At 54.1% G+C, this 21,289-nt stretch carries 17 protein-coding genes and 2 tRNA genes; 9 read left to right on the top strand and 10 right to left on the bottom strand.

The window, feature by feature from the left end; translation table 11 throughout:
- Positions 1 to 45: 45 nt before the first annotated feature.
- The 5 genes from ACPLPM_RS10630 to ACPLPM_RS10610 all read right to left on the bottom strand — a co-directional run bounded on the left by ACPLPM_RS10630 (position 46) and on the right by ACPLPM_RS10610 (position 5,198).
- Positions 46 to 951, bottom strand: coding sequence for an NAD(P)/FAD-dependent oxidoreductase (locus tag ACPLPM_RS10630; RefSeq protein WP_424356758.1), 906 nt, complete (start codon positions 949 to 951; stop codon positions 46 to 48).
- Between the two features lie 28 nt (positions 952 to 979).
- Positions 980 to 1,216 (bottom strand): glutaredoxin family protein, encoded by a 237-nt coding sequence (locus ACPLPM_RS10625; protein WP_424356757.1) that lies wholly within the window; start codon positions 1,214 to 1,216, stop codon positions 980 to 982.
- Between the two features lie 80 nt (positions 1,217 to 1,296).
- Positions 1,297 to 3,201 (bottom strand): aldehyde ferredoxin oxidoreductase family protein, encoded by a 1,905-nt coding sequence (locus ACPLPM_RS10620; protein WP_424356756.1) that lies wholly within the window; start codon positions 3,199 to 3,201, stop codon positions 1,297 to 1,299.
- A gap of 4 nt (positions 3,202 to 3,205) precedes the next feature.
- Positions 3,206 to 3,622 carry a 4Fe-4S dicluster domain-containing protein gene (locus ACPLPM_RS10615; protein ID WP_424356755.1) on the bottom strand — a complete coding sequence of 139 codons (417 nt, stop codon included), beginning with the start codon at positions 3,620 to 3,622 and terminating at the stop codon, positions 3,206 to 3,208.
- Positions 3,623 to 3,821: 199 nt separating this feature from the next.
- Entirely contained in the window at positions 3,822 to 5,198 is a 1,377-nt protein-coding gene (locus tag ACPLPM_RS10610) for a tetratricopeptide repeat protein (RefSeq protein WP_424356754.1), read from the bottom strand.
- A gap of 295 nt (positions 5,199 to 5,493) precedes the next feature.
- Here ACPLPM_RS10610 and ACPLPM_RS10605 point away from each other — a divergent pair, with 295 nt between their 5' ends.
- Positions 5,494 to 7,200 (top strand): ATP-dependent DNA ligase, encoded by a 1,707-nt coding sequence (locus tag ACPLPM_RS10605; RefSeq protein ID WP_424356753.1) that lies wholly within the window; start codon positions 5,494 to 5,496, stop codon positions 7,198 to 7,200.
- A gap of 688 nt (positions 7,201 to 7,888) precedes the next feature.
- Positions 7,889 to 8,038, top strand: a complete 150-nt coding sequence (locus tag ACPLPM_RS10600; protein ID WP_424356752.1) for a hypothetical protein — start codon at positions 7,889 to 7,891, stop codon at positions 8,036 to 8,038.
- Positions 8,039 to 8,531: 493 nt separating this feature from the next.
- On the opposite strand, the gene pheT is transcribed toward ACPLPM_RS10600, so the two are convergent.
- The 3 genes from pheT to ACPLPM_RS10585 are packed head-to-tail and all read right to left on the bottom strand — an operon-like array spanning position 8,532 to position 12,958.
- Entirely contained in the window at positions 8,532 to 10,193 is a 1,662-nt protein-coding gene (gene pheT / locus ACPLPM_RS10595; protein ID WP_424356751.1) for a phenylalanine--tRNA ligase subunit beta, read from the bottom strand.
- Positions 10,181 to 11,668: a phenylalanine--tRNA ligase subunit alpha gene (locus tag ACPLPM_RS10590; RefSeq protein ID WP_424356750.1), complete on the bottom strand. Its 1,488-nt coding sequence runs from the start codon at positions 11,666 to 11,668 to the stop codon at positions 10,181 to 10,183. Before ACPLPM_RS10590 ends, pheT begins: the two co-directional genes overlap by 13 nt.
- A gap of 33 nt (positions 11,669 to 11,701) precedes the next feature.
- Complete coding sequence (locus ACPLPM_RS10585; RefSeq protein WP_424359968.1) at positions 11,702 to 12,958, bottom strand: tryptophan--tRNA ligase; 1,257 nt, start codon at positions 12,956 to 12,958, stop codon at positions 11,702 to 11,704.
- A gap of 214 nt (positions 12,959 to 13,172) precedes the next feature.
- Here ACPLPM_RS10585 and ACPLPM_RS10580 point away from each other — a divergent pair, with 214 nt between their 5' ends.
- Both ACPLPM_RS10580 and ACPLPM_RS10575 read left to right on the top strand, forming a co-directional pair.
- Positions 13,173 to 13,613 carry a GNAT family N-acetyltransferase gene (locus ACPLPM_RS10580; RefSeq protein WP_424356749.1) on the top strand — a complete coding sequence of 147 codons (441 nt, stop codon included), beginning with the start codon at positions 13,173 to 13,175 and terminating at the stop codon, positions 13,611 to 13,613.
- Positions 13,614 to 14,564 (top strand): DUF2156 domain-containing protein, encoded by a 951-nt coding sequence (locus ACPLPM_RS10575; protein ID WP_424356748.1) that lies wholly within the window; start codon positions 13,614 to 13,616, stop codon positions 14,562 to 14,564.
- A 27-nt stretch (positions 14,565 to 14,591) separates the two neighbouring features.
- On the opposite strand, the gene endA is transcribed toward ACPLPM_RS10575, so the two are convergent.
- Positions 14,592 to 15,653: a tRNA-intron lyase gene (endA, locus tag ACPLPM_RS10570; protein ID WP_424356747.1), complete on the bottom strand. Its 1,062-nt coding sequence runs from the start codon at positions 15,651 to 15,653 to the stop codon at positions 14,592 to 14,594.
- Positions 15,654 to 15,771: 118 nt separating this feature from the next.
- Positions 15,772 to 16,719: a diphthamide biosynthesis enzyme Dph2 gene (dph2, locus tag ACPLPM_RS10565; protein WP_424356746.1), complete on the bottom strand. Its 948-nt coding sequence runs from the start codon at positions 16,717 to 16,719 to the stop codon at positions 15,772 to 15,774.
- Positions 16,720 to 17,432: 713 nt separating this feature from the next.
- Here dph2 and ACPLPM_RS10560 point away from each other — a divergent pair.
- The 5 genes from ACPLPM_RS10560 to ACPLPM_RS10540 all read left to right on the top strand — a co-directional run bounded on the left by ACPLPM_RS10560 (position 17,433) and on the right by ACPLPM_RS10540 (position 21,267).
- Positions 17,433 to 17,509 (top strand) — tRNA-Thr (locus ACPLPM_RS10560).
- Positions 17,510 to 17,653: 144 nt separating this feature from the next.
- Positions 17,654 to 17,727, top strand: a tRNA-Thr gene (locus ACPLPM_RS10555).
- Between the two features lie 122 nt (positions 17,728 to 17,849).
- Complete coding sequence (locus ACPLPM_RS10550) at positions 17,850 to 18,362, top strand: DUF7000 family protein (RefSeq protein ID WP_424356745.1); 513 nt, start codon at positions 17,850 to 17,852, stop codon at positions 18,360 to 18,362.
- 665 nt (positions 18,363 to 19,027) lie between these two features.
- Entirely contained in the window at positions 19,028 to 19,582 is a 555-nt protein-coding gene (locus tag ACPLPM_RS10545) for a helix-turn-helix domain-containing protein (protein WP_424356744.1), read from the top strand.
- Between the two features lie 17 nt (positions 19,583 to 19,599).
- Positions 19,600 to 21,267 (top strand): AMP-binding protein, encoded by a 1,668-nt coding sequence (locus ACPLPM_RS10540; protein WP_424356743.1) that lies wholly within the window; start codon positions 19,600 to 19,602, stop codon positions 21,265 to 21,267.
- The last annotated feature ends 22 nt before the right edge of the window (positions 21,268 to 21,289 follow it).

Below are 21,289 nucleotides of genomic sequence, written 5' to 3'. Positions count from 1 at the left end.
CGGGATTATATCAATCAGCTGCGCCATCGTGGTAAAAAAACTTAATTAGAGCTTGCTCAGGTAAGTGTATACATCCATAGCAGCTTTGGCCCCTTCGCCGGCGGCTACGATGACCTGTTTCTGGGGGACGTCGGTGACGTCGCCGCAGGCGTAGATGCCGGTGACACTGGTGCGGCAGTATTCGTCTATGATGATCTCGCCTTTCTCGTTAGTCTTGACCAGCCCCTTGAGGAACGCCGTGTTCGGGTCCTGGCCGATCTCTACGAAGACACCGCCGACCGGCAGGGTTTTCTGCTCGCCGGCTTTCGACCTGATTTCGATGCCTTCTACGAAGTCTGTGCCCGTGATCTTGACCACGTCGTACCCCTGGAGAACGGTCACTTTAGGATTAGACATGATGCGATCTGCGAGGATCTGGTCCGCTTTGAGGGTGCTGCGGACTATCATGTAGATCTTCGTGGCAAACCGGGTCATCTCGAGCACGGATTCTGCCGCTGCGTTAGCCCCGCCCACCACGGCTACGTCTGTGTCTGCGAACAGCGGGCCATCACAGGTGGTGCAGTAGCTGACACCCCGGTTGGCGAACTCTTTCTCGCCCGGGACTCCGATCTCCCGCCAGTGGGCTCCCGAGGCAATGATAGCAGTCCGGGAATCAAAGATTTTACCGTTTCCGGTAGTAGTCCGTATACGGTCGCCGATTCGCTCGACGCCCGTAACCCGGTCCATCGTGATCTCCAGGTCCAGCTTCTTTAGCTGGTCGTGCATTTTAAGGGCCAGCTGTTTACCCAGAATGCCTTCTACTCCCGGATAATTTTCGATGTTACCAGTCGTACCCATCTGCCCCCCTACCGAGTCGGCTATGAGGGCGAGGGTAAGACCTTTTCTCTTCGCATAGAGGGCTGCGGTCATGCCCGCAGGACCTGCACCTATCACTACTGTATCAAGCGTCAACCGTCACACCGTAAAAATTGATTATAGCTTAATGGCTTGATAAGAGCTTATTAATTTTCGGTGGGTTGAAGCCGACCATCACCTGGTCGTCGATCACTATGACGGGGCAAATATCGACGCCGTACTGCTGCACCATTTCCTCGTGGGCCGGCTTGTTCTTCTGGATGTCGATATCCTCGAACTGGATGCCCTTGTCCTTCAGGAATGCTTTAGCCCTGTTACAGTCCTGGCACAGCGGCTTAGAGTAGATCCTGATTTTCTTCATGTAAAACCTCACAGTTGTATTTAGAGCGTAATGTTATAGCTTATTCTCGTGCAGATAGCGGCTTTTCATGCATCGGCCTTTCAGGCCGCCGCCTGCTTACCTGCCTCTGTCCTCGCCCTGTCGAGGTCTGCGAAGACGTGCTCCAGCCCCAGCGATCGGAGCTTGTCCCGGGTGGGGATACCGTCACGATCCCAGCCTCTGGCCTCATAGTAAGCTTCCAGCATGCGATCGAGGTGGACGGTACTTCCCGCCGCAGGCCCGGATGGCGCAGGCTCGGTGGTAAGCCGGTCCGGCAGCCGGTCGTCTTTCCTGGTGAAGCCTTCCCGGACGTTGAAGGCCCGCTGGAGATTCCAGATCCTCTCGCCGACAAGCAGCAGACTGTCTTTGTCGTAGCTGAAACCGGTAATCGCAGAAAGGTGCCGGGCATACTGCCCGGGCTCCACCGAATAGCCGATGATAGTGAACATGCAGCATACCAGCGAGTTGACAGCGACCGAATAATGCTGGGCGGGCAATAGCCACTCCACTTTATCCGCTTCTGATACCGGGTCGAACCTCTCAGGCATGTCAAGCTCTTTTGACCTGAAGCCCAGGCACTCGATCAAAGCTCCATAGGGCCGGAGATCATCGCCGCCCCGGTTATCGACGGCATACTGCAAGCCCATCACTTTACTTCCTCTGGCTTCAAAGCCCGGGAGGTTCAGGTTCTTGACAGCCATAATGTACTCTTCAGCGCCTTTGCCAATCCTCCGGGCAGCTTCGTTCAGGCCGTCTGCCAGGACTGCGCCGAACTCCATGCGGGTGGCGATCTTAGGAACCATGGCGACCATTGCCTCATGGTTGCCAAACTTGAGGTCGAGCCCCCGCGTATCGTGGCGGTTGATGATGCCCCGCTCGTACAGCTCCATAGCCCAGGCAATCATTTCTCCTGTGGTGACGGAATCGAGGCCGTACTGGTCGCACCATAAATTAGCTCTCGCCGCCGCTTCGAGGTTACCGTTACCGCACTGCGAGCCGAAGGCAACCGTCGCATCGTAATCCGGGCCTTTACCTCTCGTACCGTGGTATGGCCCGTAAGGGATGTTGATCAGCCGGGTACAGTGAATGTTACAACAGTAACAGCCCCGCGTCCGGGTCAGCATAGTTTCGGACATTTTCTGGCCAGAGATATTGTGTGCGTGCTCAAAGGTTCCGGACTGGTGGTTCCGGGTCGGAAGAGCGCCATGATCGTTAATCATGTCCATGATACCGGTGACCCCGTTTTTTGGGAGCAAGCTTCCGGATATGACGTTGTTATATACGCTCTCCAGCAGCTCGTCCATCGACGCTTTATACTTACCCGGGTCCGCGGCGAAAAAGCTCTGGGTACCCCTGACTGCGATAGCTTTGAGCTTCTTAGAGCCCATTACTGCTCCTGACCCGCCCCTGGCCGCCGATCTATCGCGATCGTTCTGAATGCTGGCGAATTTCACCAGGTTTTCACCTGCGGGGCCAATGGCTGTGACGCTGAGCTTATGGTCGTGAAGTTCTTCTTTTACCAGCAGATCTGTCTGAAACACGTCTCTGCCCCATATGCTGCCCGCATCGTACAACTTTGGCTCGCCGTCGTCGATAAACAGATAAACTGGATCAGGGCTCTGTCCCTGTACTATGATACCGTCATAACCGGCCAGCTTTAGCTGGGTGCCCCAGTAACCGCCGGCATGAGAAGTCGTCTGGCAGCCGGTAAGCGGCGACTTCGTCGTTACGCAGTGCCTGCCGGAGGTAGGGGCCAGCGATCCGGTTACCGGGCCGGTCATAAAGATTAGTCTGTTCTCTGGCTCAAGTGGGTCGCAGCCTGCCGGCACTTCGTCGTACAGGTACTTGATGCCGAGGCCTTCGCCTCCGATGTAATCCCGCAGCACGGCCTCGTCGGGCTTTTCGATGCTGAACCTGTCCTGAGTCAAATCTACCCGGAGAATTTTTCCTGTATAGCCGCCAGGCATACGATCACCCTAAAGCCCAGCTCAGCGCGTGAGTCGGACAATATTTGACACACTGGGGCTCACCGAGGCAGAAATCGCACTTCCGCGGCATTCTGACGTCAGGGAAGAATTGAAGCACGTTAGTGGGGCAGACCTGGACACATTCGCCGCACCCCACACATTTGTCCTCGTCCAGGCGAAAGATGCCCTGCTCGCTGGTAGTAAGGATATTATAATCCTGGTAGATGGCGTCCATCGGGCATGCGTCCGCACACCTGCCGCACTGGATGCAGATTCTGATCTTATGTATGTCAGGATACTCCAGATCTACGATAATCCGGCCCCGCTTAGGGTTGAATGCCGTCTCGTGTGCCCACGTGCAGATGGACTCGCAGCGGTGGCAGTGAATGCAAACGCTATCGTTCTTGGTTAGCCTGGCCATGAAAAACCCCCGGTATTCACCGTGAGATTTAGGCTGCGCGTTTAAAAGACTAAGTAAAAATAATGGCGATCGTATGCCTGCAGGGCGGGCTTACGCGTATGCCTGTCTTGCAAGACATACGCGTAAGCCTGCAGGGCAGGCATACGTCCGTGTGCCGATCTGCCGGAGCAGCACACGCAACAGCTTATATCGTTGGCAATTAGATACCGTATCGCGACTTGAGCTCGTAGATGGCCGCGCTGACAGCCCGCAGCGATTTGCCGGCTTCGACGTTCCCTATGCCCGACTTGTCGCCGGACATGATCCGGTCGTAGAATACCATGGCTTCCCCGAGGTCTTTGCCTGTTTCCCCGAGGTAGGTTTCCAGCGTGCCTTCTGCCTCGCCCTTTTCGATGCCGGAGAGCAGGCGCTTAAGGTAGTCGAGACGATTGTAGAGCGAAGTGTTTTGGATACTAGTATAATCAAGCAGGTGGTCCCCCGTGAGCGAGGTCCGCAGCAAAACGTTCAAAAAGGCGTTGAGCGCGGTCATCGACTCTATGATGGAGACGGCGAAGTGCTCTTCGTCGTACAGCCGCCTGGAATTCAGGGTGAGCAGCTTGTACATGGACGGATCTGAGGAAAGCATCATCTTGACCAGCATGACGTCTTCGGAGTTCAGCACCGTGGGCACATGCTTAGCAGCTTCCTGGCCCGCATAGAGATCTACGAAGTCGCCGAAAGCGTTTTTCATGGTTACCCGGGAGATGGAGAACCGGGATTTTCTCAGCGAGAAGTTGATCTCCTCCCGCACCACTACGAGTGTGCTCATGAACTTTTTCAGGTGCTCGAAGGCTTCGGCTTCGACAGGCTTGATATCATTACTCTCGATCAGGCTCCTGATGCTCTGGTAGGGAGCCTCGAACTCCACAGTGCCGAGGGTGGAATCAATCCCTTCCTCTCTTGCCACCAGCCCCTCGATCTTCACCATCTTACCCCTGTTCAGGTAAGTGATCGGCTCGTTCAGGCCGATGGCGAAGCCGTGCAACTCGAAGTCAACCCTGGTGAGACAGGGTATGCCCGACGCCTGCATGTGCTCCAGCGCCCCGGCAGGCGAGCTCCGAGCCTGCTCTTCTTCCTGTTTCCTCCGGATATCCATGGCCCGGGTAGCGACCACGCTGTCGTATATCGCCTTTTCTTTTTCCACGATATCCTGGTGGTCCCCACCCAGCTCCTCACCAATCCGCTTGAGCTCGATATAGTAGCTCTCGAACTCGTCCGGGGTAAGGACACCAGAGATGTGCAGCAGATTATAGAGAGTGTTAAACATCGACTCTTTGGTCGCGGTGTTTTTCTCCTTCTTGAGAGCGTACGACCGCTCCAGGAAGTCCCGGGCATCAGCGTTCTGACCGTCCCGGTGCAGAGCGATGCCGATATTGTTCAGGGTCTCGGCAGTTTCTTTGTAAGCATCAGTTCGCTCGTATATCGTGAGAGCGACCTCAAACTCTTTCCTTGCCTGCCCGAATTTGTTCAGCGATAGTAAGTAGTTCCCGTTCTGGAACCTGCGCGTAGCGATTTTTAACGATTTCTCGGCGTCCATGCCAGTCCATCCATCCCTTATAATATAAAGCACAGTCGTGGTATTTAAGCATTTTAGTGTTGAAGGCCGTTGGCCTTGGATAACCCGCACTAAGAAGAAAGGATCGTGGCAGGCCTGACAAAGAGCGCATAACGTGAGCCCTTGCTTGGAAATTGTGAATATACTACAGAAGCAAGTTCAATCGACTGGCAGCGCTACAATCAGCACACAAACACCCCCTTATGCAGTTTTCCAGTAAGTCGCAAGCTTTTTGAGCGACGCACGCCAATTAATCTCGGATTTATACGTGGTCGCGATGTTGTTCAAAGATCTTGTGGGCGTGTATGAGAATTTAAGAAGCACTTCCAGCAGACTGGAAAAGACAGCAATGATCGCAGCGTTTTTGCAGCAGGCGCCTGTCGACGAGCTTCCTGTTATCGTCACCTTTCTGACCGGCCGGATCTTTCCCGAGTGGGACCAGCGGAAGATTGGCATTGCCAGCCAGTCGATGATCAAGATCATCTCCACGATTACCCACAATCCCGAAGACGCCGTTGTCGAGAGCTATAAGAAGTCAGGCCACCTGGGCGTTACCGCCGAGGAGATGTTCCAGAAGCGCCGGCAGGTTACGTTTTTCGAGCCGGAGGACATCACGGTCAAAGAAGTCGCCGAGACCTTCTACGAGATAGCCAGGTCTTCCGGCGCAGGCTCGTCCACTAAGAAGCAGAAGATCCTCATCGGCCTCCTGCACCGGGCCACCAGCCCGAAGGAGGCTCATTACATAGTCAGCCTGACCATCGAGTACGTGCTTTCGGGTGCCAAGGAAGGCGTGATGGAGGACGCTATCGGGCAGGCGTTCGGGGCTACCCTGGACCAGGTGCGCCGGGCGCACATGCTGACCAGCGACCTGGGCGAGACCGCCCGGATAGCTAAGACAGAAGGAGCGGCGGGCCTGGAGGCCATCACGATCAGGCCGATGAGGCCAGTGAGGCCGATGCTAGCCCAGAACGTATCCAGCATCAAAGAAGCGATCGAGACCATGGGCGGGCCAACAGAGTTCGAGATGAAGTACGACGGTGCCCGGCTCCAGATTCATAAGTCAGGCAAAGATGTGAAGCTCTACTCTCGCAGGCTGGAAGACCTTACCGATGCACTGCCAGAGATCGTGGGCTTCGTCCGGGATAGCATCAAATCGGAAACCGCCATCCTCGACAGCGAGTGCATCGCCATCGATAAAGGTACTGGCAGGCCTATTCCGTTCCAGAACATCCTGACAAGGCTCAGGCGTATCCACAAAGTCGAAGAGACGCAGAAGCAGTTTCCCTTGATCCTCAGGCCGTTCGATGTGCTGTACAACCAGGGCATAAGTACCATCGACCTGCCGCTCCGGGAGAGGAGAAAAATTCTGGAAGAGATCGTCGTCGCCACAGACAGCTTGTGCCAGCCTGCCCGGGCACTGGTAACTGATCAGGAAGAAGCCGCCCAGCAGCTTTTCGAGGAATCGGTGAAGAGCGGCAACGAAGGCTTGATGGGCAAGGATTTAAACGCTACTTATACGCCCGGCGTCAGGGGCAAGAAGATGGTCAAGATCAAGTCCGTGCTGGACACGTTAGACCTGGCCATTGTCTCTGCGGAATGGGGACACGGCCGGAAAGCCGGCTGGCTGACATCGTTTGAGGTGGCCTGCCTGGACGAAGAAACCGGCGACTATGTGATCCTGGGCAGAGTGGCCAGTGGTTTCTCAGACGAACAGCTGCTGGAGATGACGGAAAAGCTGAAGCCGCTCATTACCGGCGAGCACGGCCGCATCGTGGACGTCCGCCCGGAAATCATAGTCGAGGTCAAGTTTGAGGAAATCCAGAAAAGCCCCATATACAGCAGTGGCTATGCGCTGCGCTTCCCCCGGCTGGTCAGAGTCAGGGACGACCTGAGCCCGGAGGAAGTAAACAGTTTCTCCAGAGTGATGAACATTTACAATGTACAACAGCGCTACAGCATTTCGGAAAACGGTTTAAGAAAATAGACATAAAAAAGAGGGAAAGTGGTGGATAGTTTACCACCACAGGCCGCCGAGGCCACAGCCGCCGCAGAGGCCGCCAAGACCGCCCCAGCCAAGACCGCCAAGACCGCCCCAGCCAAGACCGCCCCAGCCAAGACCGCCAAGACCGCCCCAGCCAAGACCCAGACCCCAGCCTAAGCCTCTGCCGAATCCCCAGCCTCCCCACCATGCTTCGGCGGGGAGCATCGTCAGTGCCGTTGCAACTGCTGCTGTTCCTGCCACAATCAGTTTTCTGAACATAGAATTCCTCCTTCGCAGTGAACTTGAGGTAACAAGTGTTCAAAGTTCCTGACTGATTTCCTGAAAGACTGTTAATCCCGACCATAAAAAAAATTGTAAACACATATCGTGCGGAAAATTAGGAATAATGGGATTATTTTTGCTATTTTTACGGTGTCACCCTCAAGCGATCGTAAACGTAGCGGGTAAGCATGGCGCCATCGCCATACACCAGTTCAGACCGCCATTGGAAAATACGGCGTACATCGGGCAGATTCCGCTAAAATGCCAATATAGCCGGGATATATCCGTGAAACTCTCCGCTGGAATCGTCACAAGTATATCAGCGAGGCGGCCAACTCGTAAACCAGAATGATAATTTCCGCTTACCCGCCCCCACACATACTTATCCGCGTGCCTGAAACAGGCGACTATGCAAGTCTTTCGTGAAAAGCCCCGGACTACCATCGAGATCAGCGTCCGAAGATCGCGTGAGATGGACGCCGCCAACGAAAAGGCAGCAATCAGAGACCCTCGTGCACGCTTTCTGCCGATGGACGACTGCGAGCTCGATGATTACTGACCATAATTATTCTGGAAGAAGTTTGATCTTTCCAGTTGTATCTGAGAGCGTACGCTGCGCTGTGAGTTTCTGGTTGCCCCTGTGACGTGAGAATGCAAGACGAACGCTGCGCTGTGCCAGGAGCACAGATTGATACAGATATAACAGATTACACAGATGACATATTAGAAAAGATGAATACTGCGAACCATTTTAATTATTATCGATTAGCATCTGTGCAATCTGTGTCATCTGTCGGAATCTGTGATCCTGGCACAGCGCAGCGTTCGTGTACGTTCACGAGCACAGAGATACCACTTCTAATGTTTTCCAAGAAATCTGTATCAAGCACAGCGCAGCGTTCGTGTACGTTCCCGAGCACAGAGATAACATAGTCTAGAGTGCCAGAGTAGTCAGAAGCCAGCACAGCGCAGCTTACACTGATTATTCATCAGGACTGTTCGTCTAAACCATTACGAATTGACTATGGTATAAAAAAGGTGCTGCCCATCCCCTATTTCAGGGCAGCGATCTCCATTTCAAAGGCCGCAACAGGCATCTCTACACCCCAGCTCTTTAGGACTACGGGACTGAGCTCGCCGATGATGCCGACTTTCTTGTCCCCGATCAGGATCTCGGCGCACCGGCCGGAGATGAACGACGGGTGCTCGGCAGCAACAGTCTTGAGCTGGTCCATCTTGCCGAAGTTCGCGCACAGCGACTGCAGCTTCACCTTGACCTCGTTGAACCCGGCCTTGGCATAGCACAGGGTACAGGCTACGTGATCTGTTTCTTTGACACCGGTATTCTCGGCGCCGTCCAGATGAGCGACGGCTCCTACCTCGAAGATGTTTTGCGGGTAGTCCCTGTGCAGGTTGTTCGACAGCACGATCATCAGCGAGGGAATCAGCGAGGTCCTGACGATATTATACTGCTCTGCGTAGGGGTTTGAAATCTCTACGGCCGTACCATCGTCCGGGAGGTTCATCTTCCCGAAGACCTCGTCTTTGCCGATCAGGATGAAGTTGAAGGTGTCCTGGCAGCCCAAGCCGATCATGGTGTTCCGGATGGCATCGCCGAGCTTCGTAGCCTCTGTCAGCTTGCCTACCGAAGGCGTGTTCGGGTAGGACGGAGTGATGTTGTTGTAGCCGAAAGCTCTGCCCACGTCGTCTACGACATCCCTCTTGTGCAGGATGTCAGCCCGGTATGGCGGGACCTCTACGATCAGGTAATCGCTCCCGGTTTCGGCCACTTTGAAGCCCATGCGCTCCAGCAGTGCTTTTATGTCGGGAGAGGTCAGCTCGAGGCCGAGGATACGGTTGACATAGTCGACCTCGATGTCCATGTTGCGCACGCTGAAGTTAGGCCTGTACAGCGTCTCGTCAGGATACATGACGTCCAGGCTGTAGATGGTCGCTCCCCTGAGGTCGAGAGAGTACAGGACGATGTTGAGCATGTAGTCGATGGTCCGCAGGTCCTCTCCGGTCAGCTCGATGAGCAGATCATGAGTATTCAGAGTGACCTCGGTGCGCTTCGAGTTGATGATGGGCGGGAACGAGAAGATCGCCTCGTCGTCCACGATGATCGGCATCAGCTTCTTGTCTTCCAGCACATACCGGAACTCCATGCCCTTCGGGTGCCTGGCGAGAACGTCTCCGAGCGTCATCAGCTCGTCGCTCTGTAATGGCACAAACTTGACACTGTCCGCCGGCACCGCCCGGTAGTGAATCTCCATGCCCTTGATCTTCGCCAGGTCGTGGACGCCGACAGCGCCCTTCTTCCGCTTGCGGCCGAAGGTGCCGTGCAGCTTTTCCTGCAGGTGCATCAGCGACTTGATCGACTCGTCTGTGAACTGTACGTTGCGGACGATAGCGCCCGTGACGTAAGGCCGGACATGTTCGACTTCCCGGTTGACGATCAGCTTGTAGCCCGAGGGCTGGAGCTTCGGGATTTTGAAGCCTGTCTCGATACTATAGTAAGCCCGGAGCATTCTTGCAATGCCCTCTTCCGAAAGAAGGTCCGCCCGGTCGCTGGTGACCTCGAAGGTGACTTCGTCGCCCTGGATGTCTTCGGTCTCGCTGCCGAGCTCGAACATGACCTCCCGGACCTTGTCCAGGCTGAGCTCGATGCCTATGAGCTTGACGAGATCTGGATAATTGAGTGTTACTGTTGCCATACTACGGGCACGCTCCTGAGGAAGTTAATGTCGCACAGAGGACCATGGAGGTCCCTGATATCGGTATAGCCGTAATTGATCATCATGAGCCGCTCCAGTGCCAGGCCCCACGCCACCACAGTGCTGTTGATGCCGTAGGGCTCCATCATCTCTTCCCTGAACATGCCAGAGTTGCCTACTTCGATCCAACGGTTAGTCTTCGGGTGGCGGCCGTAGATTTCCAGGCTGGGCTCGGTGTACGGGTTGTACGTCGGCTTGAACTTGAGCACGGTGATGCCCATACGGGAGTAGAACTCTTTGAACGTGCCCATGAGGTCTTTCATGCTGAGGTTATCGTCCATGATCCACCCCTCGATCTGGCAGAACTCTAGCAGGTGGGTGATGTCGATTGTGTCGTTTCTGAAGACCTGGCTCACCGAGAAGTACTTCTGGGGTGGCTTCGCGTGCCTGGCCAGGTACCTGGCAGTGAGAGACGTAGTGTGGCCCCTGAGCACGAGCTTTCTGGCGATGGTCTCGTCCCACTCGTAGTTCCAGCCGAGGGAGCCGCTTTTACCGCCGTTCAGGTGGACTTCCTTAACCCGCTTAACCAGATCAGGAGGCAGGTGGTGAATGTACTTCGGCTCTTTCAGGTTGAACTGATCCCAGTGCGTCCTTGCGGGGTGGTCCTGGGGCATGAACAGGAGGTCGTTCACGTAGAATTCCGCGTCGACCATGGGCCCTTCCATTTCCTTGAAGCCCATCTCGATCAGGGTTCTCTTAACGGCATCCATACCCATACGGAGGATGTGCTTTCTGCCGCCGTACTCGGTCTGCACTGGGATGCTGACGTCGAACTTCCTGAAAGACTTACCCTGCCAGGAGCCGGTGGCGATCATCTCGGGGGTCAGCTGGGCGATCTCTTCGGTTATCTCAATACCGGCTTGCTTGACAGCCAGCCCGGCATCCGTGATCTTCACGAACTTCTGCTTGGTCTCCCGGAGCTCGATCAGATTTCTCTTAATGAGATCCTTGATCACCTTAGCGTCGAAGCCTTTCTGGGGCTCGCCCTTCGAGATTGCGGCGAGGATCGTCTCATCGGCAGAAGCCTCTGCCTTCTGAGGAGCGAGAAGCATGTCGCCGTCTTTCTTTTCGAACTTTGCCCAGCCTTTCTGGCGGAGCCAGCCCATGGCAATATTGACTGTTGCGGGCGGGAACTGCTTCTTGAGCTCGTTCAGGGTTATACCATCTGCCGGCAGGGCATCGTGAATTACCCGCTCAGGCAGCCCTTCGGCCACATATTTCCTGCCTTCCTCGGTCAGGACGTACTCTGCCTCGACCTCATCCCTCAAAGCCGCCAGCCCTTTCTCGGCCAGCATGGCGGCGCCCTGCACTGCGGCCTCAGGCTTGAGGCCCGCTGCGGCCGCCAGCTCCTTTGCCGTGACCTCTTTCAGGTCAAGCGACCGGAGGACCAGCCGCTCGTTAATCGAAAGATCCATAAACTACACTACCCTCTTTCTTGGTTGAACCGATCACTTGAACTCTTTACTTTTCCTGACGGAGATCTGCTCGCCTTCTTTGACGCTGCAATACTCCTTCATGGTCTTCATGAGCTTAGCAACTTCTTTTTTATCCTGCGGCCGCTTCAGCTTATCGTAGACTGCGCTGTAGTCGCTTACTATGAAGTCCTGTACTTTGTCCCTGGCCGCTTCCCTCTTCTCCTGGTGCTTCTCCAGGAACTTGACGACCCGGTCGGCGAGCTCCTGCTTGCATTCGCCGCACATGATCTCGCCCCGGACGCACTTCTGCTCCCGCTGGTCGAGCTTTTCCTGATCCATCTCGAACAGGTAATAGTAATACTGGAAGATGGCGCAGACGCTCGGCGTGCCGCCCAGCTTCTTCTGCTCCTCGACAGACACCCGGCCGCCGGTGAACGCGCTCAGCACCTTCTTTCTTGCCACCTTCAGGTCGTCCACGGTGTAGATGGTCGATTCCGGTTTGGAGGCGGACATCTTGTCCGAGCCGGACAGGCTCGGCAGGAAAGTACAGTGGATGGCTGCGGGCTTATAGTAGCCCAGCTTGGGCGCAATATCCCTGGTGACCCTGAAGTGCGGGTCCTGATCGATGGCCTGCGGAATCAGCACGGGGATGTTCTTGCCCGCCTCCACGGATGGCAGAAAGGCCGGCGCCGACTGGAACGAGGTGATGAAGATCATGCCGATGTTGGTGCTGTTGTCGAAGCCGAACACGGCTCTGGCCGTGCTGAAGGTGACACGCTTCGCCACTTCCATGGCAATGCGGTACAGCGTCTTGGAATACTCGAGGTCCGAGAAGATCTTAGTCTTCTTCGGGTCGAAGCCCAGCGCGATGACGTCCAGCGCATTCTCATAAGTGTAGGACATCGCCTCTTTCATCGACAGGTCCTGCTTGAACAGGAACTTCTCGTCGTCCGTCATCTGGAAGTAAAGCGGAGCATCGAACTTGTCCTGCAGGTACTTAGTAAACATCCAGGGCATCAGGTGGCCCAGATGCGTGTGGCCGGACGGGCCTCTGCCCGTATAAAGGACGAACTTTTCTCCCGCCTCGTACCGGTCCAGCAGCCACTTCAGGTCCCGGTGAGAGAAGAAGACTTTCCGCTGTAAAGCCATTGGCAGATCGTCGCCGGTCAGCCGCTTCCACCGGTCGAGCAGCTCGCCGTCTATCGGCTCGGTGCCGAAGTCCTCGATCAGCTTCTTATAATCGATAGTTCCGCTCACGTCCCAGGGCGTGACAGTAAAATCCTGATTCATCATCATCTTCCGTTTAGCTTAAAAGGGTAAAACTGCGAAATTGAGCCGCTGTCAGGTAGGCGCTTTACCCAAAATACACAACGCAGATAACGACTTTAATTTACTTTAATGTTACTGTGAAGATGGATGGCAAGCGATATAATATCAGACGCTTCATCGGCAGGCGCACCCAATAGAGAAGGGCTTTAAACATTCATTTTTATTATTTTAAAACATGAGCCCGGAAACCAGCTTAGCATACGATATAGAGATCCGCCAGGTCAATTCGTGGAACGTTTCGGAGATCGCCGACCTGTACAGGGCGGGCGGCTGGTGGCAGGAAGCCTGGGACGCTGAAGGAATCACCCCGCTGATCAAGGGCAGTTGTGCCTTCGTCGTGGCCATCGACAGGAAAACATCCCGGGCAATAGGCATGGGGAGGCTGATATCGGACGGCGTCTCGGACGGCTACATCCAGGACGTGGTCGTCTACCCACAATACAGGAAAAGCGGCATCGGAGGCAGGATCGTCTCTGAGCTGGTAGTCTGTGGCAAAAGCAGAGGCCTCGGCTGGATTGGCCTCATCGCCCAGCCTGGCTCTGAGCAGTTTTACAGAGAACTCGGTTTCCAGCCCATGCAAGGACATACCCCCATGCTTTACAAAGGAGGCGAGTAAATGCTGTCCTTAGACGACTTCAAACCGGTCACGCTGGAAGATGCGGACTTTTTCAGGCAGTACTACGCCAGGTACCCGCAGGTCCACAGCGACAATACTTTCACCAATATGACCTGCTGGAATCACTATGCTAATTATAGCTATGCGAAAGTGGACGACAATGTCGTGCTCGCCAGCACCATCGACGGGGTAACGAAATTCCGGCCACCTATCGGCCCTTACAATCCTGACCTCACCAGAGACCTGGTCAGCCTCGCAGCAGAAACCGGCGAAGACCGGCCGATCATCCTGATAGACCCGACGGCTGCCAGCCTGCTGTCGTACGTTTACCCGGGCATGGAAATGAGCCTGGACCGGGACGAGTCTGAGTATGTCTACCAGGCAGCTGATCTCGCAGGATTGCAGGGCAGAGACTACCTATATATTCGCCGGGACCTCAACAAGTTCAGGCGTAACTACCAGCACAGCGTGGAGCCGATCACGCCGGCCAACGCCGGACACGTCAAAGACTTTGTGGACAGGTGGTTTGAGGCCCGGAACCCGGAAGACGGCGAGCTGATCAGCCACGAGAAAAAGGCGCTGCGGTACGGTCTCGATCACATGGCAGAACTGGGATTGTCCGGCCTGGCCATCAGAGTCGAAGACACGATCGGAGCGATATCGATGTACGAGCGCCTGAACACCGAGACCGCGCTGGTGCACTTCGAGAAGGGGCTCCAGGACTACCAGGGTATTTACAAGGCGATCAATGCAGAAACGGCTGCCATTCTCGCTAAAGAGTACACGTACATCAACCGGGAGAGCGACATGGGCGTCCCCGGGCTGCGAGAGGCGAAAATGCGGTACCACCCGCATCACATGGTCGAGGTATACTCGGTTGTCAGGCCTAAAGATCACTGCCTGTTACAGTATACTGAGAAATGCAAATGCTGCAGCGGCTGCTGCAGTTAAATGAAGCAGGAAGCCGCCAGACTATTTTTACAGTTTTATCCTGCCCAGGCTGAAATATTGTATCCCGTTCCTGTCGAACGCGAACACCATGTCCTTGCGGACGCTGTTGGCGAGCCGGATAGATCTCGACAAATCCTGCATCTGGTAGACGTGATCGTTTTCCACGTACCCCACGAGGTATTTCGAGTGGGGGATCTTCTCTATGGTCTCGATCTTTTCATAGACTCTGAAATCGCTGCCGAACTTGAACCCGGTTTTGGCCACAAGGCCTTTGTCCCTGAGATCGGTGTACGTCTTAAGCTTGCCCACGAAGGAAGGCTCGATCTGCAAGGCCTTTGCAGTAAAGTCATCCGGGGTCATGATGCGGCCTTCGTAATCCGTAACCTCGAGTTTTTCACGCATGATCAGGTAGGCAGCCTCGACCAGCGAAAGCTGCAGTCGCCTCTCATCCATCGGGTTCCCGTAAAAGCCATCCCTGTGAAGGCGAGTCGAGACTTCGGTGTCCCAGATGACGACCCGGTCTTGCAGGAAAGTGGCTGAGCCAGGCACCGGAGCCAGGTTTACAGGCTCCATCCCACCTTTCAGGGTGTTGAACTTGACACCGTAGTAGGTGATGTCGCTTTCCTCGTCCACAATAGCGAGGACCATCTCTTTCCGGACGTTCAGGGCTGCCTGCAGATTGCTGATCAGCTGCTGCAATGGCATCGGCTTGCGCTCGGTGACGACGTGCACGAAATACTTCGAGGGCGCAACGTTAGGCTTGCCCCCCCTGGGATAAACCCGAAAGTCTGTCACGCTCGGCTGCACGTAGTAGCCCCGCTCCCGGAGATCCCTGTATACGATGTACTTGAGCTCAAAGTATTCCTGCGCCTGGGAGGCGGCAATGAAAAAGTCCCTGAAAGAAAGCGATCTGCCCTCATGGTCCACGGTGATGCGCTCCCTGTCCAGCAGGTATGCAGCCTCCACCAGTGCCAGCTCCAGCGTTTCGCCTTTCAGGCGACCGTAGTACTGGGCGTTATACAGGTCGGCTATCGCCTCGCTGTCAAAGATCACTTTATCGCCTTTCAGGGCTCCCTTCATGCTATCCATTGCGCCTTAGTTATTGGCCATAATATAAAAAGATTGAGCAGGGATTAAGGTCGTTTCAGGCATTGTTCGGGCACTCATAAAAGAGGTTTCAAGAATGACGATAATTGAACCTGTTCACTCACTCGCCCCTGATCTCGTCGAACGCCAGGTCTTCCCACTTTCGCAGCCCTTTAACGATGTCGAACTCTACGGGCGTCAAAACAGGCACGCCGAACCGCCCGGCATCGTCGATGGCTACCCTGGGGCAGACGGTGGACACGTACGCGTCTACCTTGAAAGACAACAGCCGGTCGGGGGTGATCTCCCGGATGGATATTAAGGTAGCATCGCCGGCGGTCTCTTTTATCCGCAGGGCGAGCTCGAGCCGCTTCTGCCCTGTTTTAGTGCCGATGATGATGCCCCACTTTTTGGCGTCCATCGCTTTAGCCATTAAAGCGTACCGCTGCCGCATGATCTTTTCGACATCGACCTTTCGGGCCTCACCGGTAAACGGGTCCGCAGCGATGACGGGAACTCCGGTGCTCAGCTGCGCTCCCATCGGGTGGAAATTGCCGCTGCCAACATAGAGGACAGTATCCACGCCTGCCGGCGTGGCGCTGAAGTTGCAGCCCAGCAGCTGGCCCGGGTAAGTAATCCTGGAGTCGCCTTTGCCGATTACCGGAGTTTTACCCGCTTCAGTAAGCAGCTGCTCCATCCGCTTTAACATGTGGATGTGCTGGACAGTGGTGACGATGCCTACTTTCTGCCCGAGCAGCGGCAGAGCGTTCCTGATGGCCGTATCCACCTCGACTTCGTGGTGGTACTCGATGAAGACGATGCGGTCGTCGTCCATCAGCCTGGAGTGCCCGAAGTGGAACAGGACGTCGACCATGTCCAGCAGGCTGTCGTCGATGTCGCAGGCGCCGTAGCACGGATCGCCCGATACGATGACGAGAGCGCCAGTCCTGGCCTCCACGTCTTTCGCTATCCCGGGGCCCTGTCTTTTCAGGCCTTCGGGAAACTGGAGCCCGATAGTCTTCGCCTTACGCTCCCCTGCAATGCGGACAATTCCGTCGACGTCGATCATAAACAGTTCCAGTTATGCATCCTTTTACTATATAGCTGCCGAGCAGTGGAGCACAATATTTAAGCAGCCAGTATTTCCGTGCTCGTTGGTTCGGGGTTGCTAGCTGCCCGGTGCTCTGCCCTTGCATGGGCTATCGTGGGTAGCACAAAGACACAAAATTCTTTTTAGAGGGACACTAAATGCACGAAGGCTCAAAGTTCACGGCTAAAGCACGAATTGCACGAAGACACCGGTTAAAGCTCGAAGGCCACTAATACACGGCCTTAAAACACGAACAAGTTCCGCGAAATCACTAAGACACCAAATTAAAACAAACAACCATTTCGCCTTCCTCTGCCACGATTACTGATCCATGCAGCTGCGAACGGCTGTGCATTAATTGTGCTTTCGGGCAATTCGAGACTTAGCCGTGCACCTTAGAGTCTTCGAGTTTTAGTGTCCCTCTAAAAAAGTAGTTTTGTGTCTTTGTGCTACCCGCGCATGCCCAAACAAGGCCGAAATACTGGACCACCGATTGTACTCTAAGTAATGGGATACAGGTTGTATAGAACGATCTTAGATCGGGCAGAATGGTAAATCGGACGACACAGACAGGTTGTCGCTCAATCAATTATATTGTTGGCGCTAAAAATTCGGCAAAATAACGATATTTCCGAATTATATTATGATATTTGTTTTATAAAAGTATGCTCAACAAGGTATTGTCAGTAGAAGCCCCTGTGGCTCAGTTGGCTAGAGCGGCTGACGTGTAATCAGCAGTGCGGTAGTTCAAATCTATCCGGGGGCTCCATATTATCCTCTAAAAATCGGCAATTTGGCAGCCAGCATGTGGCGGTAGACATGGGGTATGTCTGCCGTCATATGGTAACACTTAATTTGTTGGCCACGCGCAAAATATTAATACAGCAATTGACATTTTATTTTCACTCACAATGCCTCTGTGGCTTAGCCCGGTATAGCGGCTGACTTGTAATCAGCAGGTCGCGAGTTCAAATCTCGCCGGAGGCTTCATATTATTTTTCATACCGTTCTACAATACTGTTAGATCATTTTAGATTTTTTCACATAAAGCCAAACCTGACAATTATTAATAGAGTTACCGAAATAGTTAAGGAATAAGGTTTGAGAGCATGCCAGCGGTTGAAAGAGCAAGCCCCTTCAAGGAGTATATGCAGGAATACAAAAGGCAGATGGGGAAAGGCGACATCAGAGAGGCTTACAGAGGCTTGATGGAGTACATCATGGCCCTGAGATCGCATTTTGCCGAAAAATATCCTGCTTACTCCGTACCAGGGAATATTTATTATGGCTATATGGATATGACGTATTTTTCCATCGTTCCAGAATCGTTTAAATCCAGCAAACTTAAAGTGGCAATAGTTTTTCTTCACGATACATGCAGGTTTGAGGTTTGGCTGGCTGGCTCTAACAGACAGGTTCAGGCACAGTACTGGAAATTGTTTAAAGAAAGCGGCTGGAAGAAGTATCGCATTCCTGCGATGGGAAAGGGCGTTGATTCCATTGTCGAGCACACGCTGGCAGAAAACCCGGATTTCGGGGATCTGGAGTCGCTGACCCGGCAAATAGAGGCAAAGACATTGAGATTTATCGGGGATATTGAAGAGTTCTTATCTAAACATTAAGGCTTTGAAGGATTAAACATTAGCGGATAGGGTTATCATCACAAACTTTGATGAGCCGTGGGGTCAGGCATGAAGGATGAAAATCAGCCTGTTGCTATACCGTATATTTTATCTCTGGCTATAGGTGGATGAACTCTGACGAACGCTGCGCTGCGCTGGCTTCTGACTACTCTCGCACTCTAGACTATGTTATCTCTGTGCTCGGGAACGTGGACGAACGCTGCGCTGTGCTGGCGTCACAGAGGCAACCAGAAACGCACAACTCAGCGTTCGTCTTGTCGCCTCATGCCATACGAGCTACCCGCATGACGCAGCCAGACAATCGGGATACGATTTTCATACGAAAACAAAAAGGTGCAGAGATTTTCTGGCAGCGCCTTTTGATAAATTAGCGGGTGATCAATCCGCTAAACTTTATTCTTTTTGATAGGGCAGCAGTCCCAAGCAAGCGATTAGCGTCATCGTAGTAATTCGCAAATTTTAAGACGCTTGCCACACCATGACATACTGGCAATATAATAACGATAGCTATCACAATCGTGATAAAACTTTCATATGAATTATAACGTTTAGAGCATCAGCCTTAAATCATGTGAAAGTATACAGATTATCCGATACCAGATAATATCAGCTGTCAAGTCACCAGTTAAAGAGAAGGTAAACTCATGCAGGAACGAATCAAGGAAGTGGCCGCCCGGGTAAAGGAGCTCAGGGAAATCCTGGACATCAGCCAGGAAAACATGTCCTCCGATCTCCGGATCAGCCAGGAGACTTATCGCAGGTACGAGAACGGGGAAGAGGATATTCCAGCCAGCATTCTCTACGAGATCTCGAGAAAACTGGGCGTAGAGATGAGCATCCTCCTGACCGGCGAAGCCCCGAGAATGCACTACTTCACCGTGACCCGGAAAGGGCAGGGCGTGAGCGTGGAGCGCAGGAAGCAGTACAAGTACCAGAACCTCGCTGCCAATTTCATCAATAAGAAGGCAGAGCCATTCATTGTCACTGTAGAGCCTAAACCTGAGGGTACACCCGTACATACTAATTCTCACCCAGGCCAGGAGTTCAACCTGATTCTTGAGGGAAGCCTTAAGCTATTCATCAAAGACCACGAGTTCGTCCTCGAAGAAGGCGACTCCATCTACTTCGACTCGGGCTGCGACCACGCCATGGTGGCACAGAACAACAAGCCCGCGAAATTTCTCGCCATCATCATGTGAGGTACAGAGGTAAAAAAATGTCATTGTTACACAAGTTCCTGGACAGGACAGAATTCGAATCCTACGAGGATTTCAAGCAGAACCTCAAGATCAAGGTCCCTGAAAACTTTAACTTCGCATATGACGTAGTCGACGTTTACGCCAGGGAAAGCCCTGATAAGATCGCCCTCGTCTGGTGCGATGACTTCGGCGGCGAGAAGATCATTACCTTCTCCGAGATGAAGCTGATGAGCGACAGGGCAGCTAACCTGCTTAAGACCATCGGAATCGGGAAGGGCGACGCAGTCATGCTGGCCCTCAAGGGCAGGTACGAATGGTGGCCCCTCATGCTCGCGCTCCACAGAATCGGCGCTATCGCTATTCCCGCTACCCACATGCTCACCAAAAAAGACATCGTATACCGAATCGGGCTTGCCGATATCAAGATGATGGTGGCAGCCGAGGACAAGCACCTGATCAAAGCGGTCGATGAGGCCCAGGCAGAGTGTCCGGAAGTACTCAAGCACAAGGTCGTTGTAAACGGAAACCATCCCGGCTGGACCGACTACGACACTGAAGTCGAGAAAGCGGGAGACCACTTCGAGCGGCCGACCGGCGCCGAAGCCACTAAGAACGAAGATATCTCGATCCTGTACTTCACCTCTGGAACCACCGGCATGCCCAAGATGGTCGTGCACGACTTTGCTTATCCGCTGGGCCATATCCTCACGGCCAGGTACTGGCAGAACGTCATGGACAACGGCCTCCACTACACCGTGGCAGACACGGGCTGGGCCAAAGCAGTATGGGGGAAGATCTACGGCCAGTGGATAGCAGGCACTGCAGTATTCGCCTATGACTACGAGCAGTTCAACCCGGTAAACCTGCTGAACATGAACCAGAAGTACAAGGTCACCACCTTCTGCGCACCTCCCACGATCTACAGGTTCCTCATCAATGAGGACATGTCGAAGTACGACTTCTCCCACCTCAAGTACTGTGTCGTGGCAGGCGAGCCCCTCAACCCGGAAGTCTACAACAAGTGGCTCAAACTCACGGGCCTGAGGCTCATGGAAGGCTATGGGCAGACCGAGATGACGGTATCGATCGCCACGTACCCGTGGATGGAGCCCAAGCCGGGTTCCATGGGAAAGCCCTCCCCGGGCTACAATTTCATACTCCTCAACGCGCTGGGTAAACCCTGCGAGGTAGGCGAGGAAGGCGAGATCGTCATCGACACCGGCAAAGAGATGCCAGTAGGCCTGTTCAAAGGCTACTACCGCGACGAAGAGCGGACGAAGTCCATATGGAACAATGGCCTCTACTATACCGGCGACATGGCCTGGGTGGATGAAGACGGCTACATGTGGTTCGTCGGCAGGTCCGACGACGTCATCAAGAGCTCGGGCTACAGAATCGGCCCCTTCGAAGTCGAGAGCGCCCTGATCCAGCACCCGGCGGTCGTCGAATGCGCGATCACCGCAGTGCCGGACGAAATCAGGGGACAGGTCGTAAAGGCAACGATCGTGCTGAAGAAGGGCTACGACCCCTGCGACGCCTTGAAGAAAGAGCTCCAGGACCACGTGAAGAAAGTCACGGCGCCTTACAAGTACCCGAGGATCGTCGAGTTCGTCCCCGTCCTGCCCAAGACCATCAGCGGCAAAATCCGCAGGGTAGAGATCAGGGACAAGGATAAAGCAGTTTAAAAATGCAGATGGATAACATGCA

This window comes from Methanocella sp. MCL-LM (assembly GCF_049676595.1).
Taxonomy (GTDB): domain Archaea; phylum Halobacteriota; class Methanocellia; order Methanocellales; family Methanocellaceae; genus Methanocella_A.
The sequence above is the reverse complement of the archived record's forward strand: the minus strand, read 5'-3'. Positions and strand labels throughout refer to the sequence as shown.